General features: G+C 68.1%; 2 protein-coding genes and 1 tRNA gene. 2 read left to right on the top strand and 1 reads right to left on the bottom strand.

From position 1 onward, the window contains the following. The first annotated feature begins 507 nt into the window (after nucleotides 1-507). The gene (locus tag FrCorBMG51_RS06170; RefSeq protein ID WP_047222112.1) at nucleotides 508-1,791 is read left to right on the top strand and encodes an adenylosuccinate synthase; all 1,284 of its coding nucleotides are present in this window, start codon (nucleotides 508-510) and stop codon (nucleotides 1,789-1,791) included. Between the two features lie 1,284 nt (nucleotides 1,792-3,075). Then, nucleotides 3,076-4,461 carry a pyridoxal phosphate-dependent decarboxylase family protein gene (locus FrCorBMG51_RS06160; protein ID WP_047222110.1) on the top strand — a complete coding sequence of 462 codons (1,386 nt, stop codon included), beginning with the start codon at nucleotides 3,076-3,078 and terminating at the stop codon, nucleotides 4,459-4,461. 356 nt (nucleotides 4,462-4,817) lie between these two features. Here the strand turns inward: FrCorBMG51_RS06160 and FrCorBMG51_RS06155 are convergent. Beyond that, nucleotides 4,818-4,907: transfer RNA gene (locus FrCorBMG51_RS06155), tRNA-Ser, on the bottom strand. Nucleotides 4,908-4,985 lie beyond the last annotated feature (78 nt).

Genomic DNA, 4,985 nt, shown 5'->3' with positions numbered 1-4,985 from the left:
GGTCGCCGTCCGCCGGACCGCCGTCCACCGGCTCCTGTTCGGGTGGGCCCGCGACAGCCTGGTCGGTGGCCGATGTAACTGTCGGTGTTGTCACTGTGGGTGTCGACCGTTCTGGCTGCCCGGGTCGGTCGGACTGGGCGGACGGTCGTGCCGGCTCGGACGGCTCGGCCGCGGTCGCGTCGGCGGCGGGCGGCTGGCCGGCTGCCATGTCCCGCGCTGTGCTGGTGTTCTGGCTGGCGTGCGGGTCGGAACCCTCGGCGCCCACGGAGCGGGCGGTGACAGCAGCCACCGTGACACCCCCGTCCCGATCGACTATCCGCCTTACCGAAATACAGACTCCACAGTTACCTTCAGTAATGCAAGTGGACTCCCGGAGGGATGATCGGTGCGGACGGGAGTTTGGTGACGCCTGTGGGCGGGCGTCCGCAATGACCGCTCTGAAGATCTTGCCGTACTCCGTCGGCGATGTGACATCCCTGAGTCGGGTGGGCCAGGTAACCTCACCCGGTGCCTGCGCTCGTGCTGATCGGCGCCCAGTGGGGCGATGAGGGCAAAGGAAAGGCGACCGACCTGCTTGGCGGGGCGGTCGACTTCGTCGTCCGGTATCAGGGGGGTAACAATGCCGGACATACCGTTGTCATCGGCACGGAAAGCTATGCCCTGCACCTGATCCCCAGTGGCGTGCTGCGCGCGGACTGTGTGCCGGTGATCGGCAACGGTGTGGTCGTGGATCCCGGTGTCCTGCTCCAGGAGATGGACGGGCTGCGCGCCCGCGGCATCGACGTCTCCCAGCTGCTGATCAGCGCGAACGCGCATCTGATCATGCCTCATCACCGGGCGCTCGATAAAGTTACCGAGCGTTATCTCGGTAAGGCGCGGATCGGGACCACCGGCCGCGGGATAGGCCCGACCTACGGCGACAAGATCGCCCGGACCGGCATCCGCGTCCAGGACCTGCTCGATCCCGGGATCTTTCGCGCGAAGCTGGAGCTTGCGCTGCGGGAGAAGAACCAGATCCTGACCAAGATTTACAACCGGCGCGCCCTTGAGGTGGACAAGGTCGTCGACGAGTACAGCGTGTACGCGCAGCGGCTCGGGCCGCACATCGCCGACACCGGCCTCGTGCTCGACAGGGCGTTACGGGACGGCAGGGTCGTGCTCCTGGAAGGCTCCCAGGGCACCCTCCTCGACGTCGACCACGGGACCTATCCTTTCGTCACGTCGTCGAACCCGACCGCGGGCGGGGCCGCGGCCGGTTCGGGTATCGGGCCGACAAGGATCACCCGGGTGATCGGCATCTGCAAGGCCTACACGACCAGAGTCGGCTCCGGGCCGTTCCCGACCGAGCTCACCGACAAGGTCGGCGACGAGCTGCGCGCCGCCGGCGGCGAGTTCGGCGTGACCACCGGCCGGGCCCGACGTACCGGCTGGTTCGACGCGGTGATCGCCCGCTACGCGGTGCGCGTGAACGGGCTGACCGACCTCTTCCTGACCAAGCTGGACGTGCTGTCCGGCTTCGACCGGGTACCGGTCTGCGTGGCGTACGACGTCCACGGGGTGCGACACGACGAGATGCCGATGACGCAGACCGAGTTCCACCACGCCAGACCGATCTACGAGGAGCTTCCCGGCTGGGGTGAGGACATCTCGCGGGCGTCATCGTTCGACGATCTGCCGAAGGCCGCCCGCGACTACGTCCGAACGCTTGAGGAGCTGGCCGGCGCGCCGGTGGCGGCCGTCGGGGTCGGCCCCGGCCGGAACCAGACGATCTCCATTCGTGATCTCGTCTGACTGGCCGGTCCGGCCGGATGCGGTACGGCTCCCCGTCAGGGTGGACGTATCGCGCCTCGCGCCTCGCGCCTCGGGCTGAGACCGGCCTGGCCGGAGCTGGCGCGACCACGACAGTTCCCCGCGCGGGCGAGTGAGACGATCTCTTGAAGAGCGAAAAAATTGCTCCGTATGATGACCGACATCCGAGGCTGCCTACCGCCGAAGTGGCTACGGACGTGGCATGCTCAGGCTCGGCAGACAGCCGATCTTCCGTTCGGCTGTCTGCCCGGTGTGCTTCCGCCCGTCCTCCCGCACGGGGCTGAGCCGAGCGGGGACGGCCGTAGGTGTGGGAGTGTTCCGTATACCCTTCGTTCGCATCGTGGAGGTACGCAATGAAGCGTTTCGCTCTGGTCGCCCTGCTGGCCGCAGTTGCCGGTGGCGGTTTCCTCATCCGCAGGCGGAGCAGGCAGGACGTCTGAGCGCAGGCTCGACCACCGCCGCAAACCCATCCGCTGCCGCGAGGGCGATCTTCGTGGCGGCAGATGGGTCTGGCGAGGGGGCGCGGCCGGGGTCGCCATGGCAGCAGGCCGCCATGGCGAGGTAGACCGGCCCCAGGGCTGCCGTGGCGACGGACGCTGTGGGCAGGGGCACCGCGGAAGAGGACGAGGCGGCCGGGTGCACGGCCGGCGTCCGCCGCAGCCGGCTGCGTGACCATGCTGGTGATCTCCAGCGGCCCCGGGACCGCCGGTCCGTGGCAGAGCGGTAAGGACGTCCGCCTGACGTTGACCGCCCCGTGGCCGCGGCTGACCGGCTGGCCGACCGTCGCGTCCCGCCCCGTCGTGAATGCGGCCGTCCTCGGCGGGTGGCTTCGGCCCGTCTCCGGCGGAGACGGGCACCGTCGGCGCGGCCACCCGCACAGACCATGATCTGGACGATTTTGTTGTTGTGTACGCTTTTCGGTCGCGTAAGCGTACACAACGACAAACATGCGACGATCTTCTCCGGGCATCAACAGTCGGTGCCAGCCGTCGATGACACGTGTCATCGACGGCGTACCACGCATGGTCACACGACCGGTGCCTTATGCGCCGGTCCGCGTGCCTGGACTCCGTTGCTGGCCCGGAATCCTCCCGGTGCGGGTGACGGACATATTGATGCGGTCGGCGCCGGTCCCCCTACCGCGCACAACTGTGTGACCCGCACCGGTCGGCATTGTTTTCGATATGTTTCGACCTGTGTATCCGGACGCACCGGCTGCGTACCGTCGCCGTATCGTGATGTCCGTAAACTCGGGCGGGCCCGGGTATGCTCGAGTTCGTGCAACGCTATGATGTTGACAGCGAGATTCTGACCCAGGCCGTCGTCAACTATGCGCGGGAGCGACTACGTCTCAATCCCGTTCCACTGGACGGTACCCGCTCACGCGCGGAGCTGACCGCCGCAGTGGGGGAGACAATAACTCCCGACGGTATCGGCGGCGTCGAAGCGCTCCGGATTTTTGACGAACTGCTCTCCCGAGCGTGCATTTCGGTCGACCATCCCCGCAACCTCTCGTTCATACCGGCGGCGCCCACCAAGGCGGCGATACTTTTCGACCTCGTCGTCGGGGCTTCGTCCGTGTACGCGGGAAGCTGGCTGGAGGGCGCCGGTGCCGTGCACGCGGAAAACCAGGCACTGCGCTGGCTTTCCGATCTCGCCGGTTTTCCGCCCGAGGCCGGTGGGGTCTTCGTCCAGGGCGGGACGATCGGGAACCTCTCCGCGCTCGTCGCGGCCAGATATCGGATGCAGACGCGGGGCGGTGCCGCCCCGGGTGGCGGCCGGCCCACCGTGTGGCGTATCGCCTGCGGCGCCGAGGCGCACTCCTCGGTCGAGGCCGCCGCCCGAGTCATGGGCGCGGAGCTCCTGCTGGTCCCGGCGGACGCCGAGGGCCGTCTCACCGGCCCCGCGCTGGCCCACGCCCTGGACACCGCGGAGCCTGATGTCCGCGACAGCGTGTTCGCCGTCGTGGCGACGGCTGGTACCACCCAGTTCGGTATCGTCGACGACATCCGCGGAATTGTCGACACAGCCCACGAGCGAGGCCTGTGGGTACATGTCGACGGGGCGTACGGACTGGCCGCGCTGGCCGCGGAATCCGTCCGCCACCTCTTTGCCGGGACAGCTGACGCGGATTCTTTCATCGTCGATCCACACAAATGGCTGTTCGCTCCGTTCGACGCCTGCGCGCTGATTTACCGGGAGCCGGCGCTGGCGCGCGCGGCGCACGCCCAGAAAGCGGGCTACCTCGAGGTCCTCGAAACCGCTGACGACTGGAACCCCGCGGACTACGCGATCGGTCTCTCACGGCGTGCGCGCGGCCTGCCCTTCTGGTTCTCGCTTGCCACGCACGGTACCCGCGCCTACGGCGCCGCCGTGGAGAAGTCACTGGCCACCGCCCGGGCCGCGGCTGATCAGATAAGGGCGCTGCCCTATGTGGAGCTCGTGCGTGAGCCGCAGCTTTCCGTAGTTGTTCTGCGCCGCCTGAACTGGACGCCGGAAAATTACTACGAGTGGACGGAGAAACTGTTGCGGACGGGTTTTGCCTTTGTTACCCCGACCGTCCACGAGGGAGAGACGGTGACCCGTTTCGCGATCGTCAACCCGTGCACCGAACCGGCTGACATCGCCGCCATCCTGGGCAGCATGGCCTGACCGGACACGACATGCCCTGACCGAACATGACCGGCCCGCTTCCCATCAGCTCACCGCGTCCACCGACCGTGACACCACCCCCAGCGCCAGGCTCCGAAGACAATTGAGAGCAGAACCGAGACCAGGTTTCCCGTGGGGTCCGCGGGGGCTCGGCCCCCGCGGCNGGGGGCTCGGCCCCCGCGGCTGGCATAGAGCCATCCGCCGATAGGTGCGCAGGCACACAGATCCCCACGGGTGTATGCCTGTGGGTTGCCGGGTGGATTGTGGGTGTCCGGGTGTCCGGGTNGGGGGCTCGGCCCCCGCGGCTGGCATAGAGCCATCCGCCGATGGTGCGCAAGCACACAGATCCCCAAGGGTGGCGGTGGAGGTGGGATTTGAACCCACGGAGGGGTTGCCCCCTCACACGCTTTCGAGGCGTGCGCCCTCGGCCACTAGGCGACTCCACCGTTTGTCAGCTTACTGGATGCGGTGGCAGGGGCGAGCGGCGCCTACCCGCCACCTCGGCCCGTACCCACCGGCGGCCC

The sequence above is a fragment of the Protofrankia coriariae genome (assembly GCF_001017755.1).
In the GTDB taxonomy this organism is placed as follows: Bacteria; Actinomycetota; Actinomycetes; order Frankiales; family Frankiaceae; genus Protofrankia; species Protofrankia coriariae.
Note: the sequence above shows the minus strand (reverse complement) of the source record. Positions and strands in the feature narration are given on the sequence as shown.